The sequence below is a fragment of the Xylophilus sp. ASV27 genome (assembly GCF_016428875.1).
Lineage (GTDB): Bacteria > Pseudomonadota > Gammaproteobacteria > Burkholderiales > Burkholderiaceae_C > Xylophilus.
The window spans coordinates 1-308 of the sequence record NZ_JAELTO010000358.1 but is presented as its reverse complement, the minus strand read 5'-3'; the positions used below and the strand labels follow the sequence as shown (position 1 = coordinate 308).

Genomic DNA, 308 nt, shown 5'->3' with positions numbered 1-308 from the left:
CCCCCCCCCCCCCCCCCCCCCCCCCCCCCCCCCCCCCCCCCCCCCCCCCCCCCCCCCCCCCCCCCCCCCCCCCCCCCCCCCCCCCCCCCCCCCCCCCCCCCCCCCCCCCTTTTCAAGCAGAAGACGGAATACGAGATTTCCTGTACGGTCTCGTGGGCTCGGAGATGTGTATAAGAGACAGGCCAGAGGACACGCCGATCAACGAGTTGGTCGACATCGCCCATCAGCGCTGGCGCATCGAGCGTGACTACCAGGATCTGAAGCAGGATTTCGGCCTGGGCCACTACGAGGGCCGAGGGTGGCGGGGG

At 73.4% G+C, this 308-nt stretch carries 1 pseudogene; it reads left to right on the top strand.

The annotated features are described in order from the left end of the window. Positions 1-185: 185 nt before the first annotated feature. Positions 186-308 (top strand): annotated as a pseudogene (locus tag JHD63_RS23325) (transposase); the annotation flags it as partial.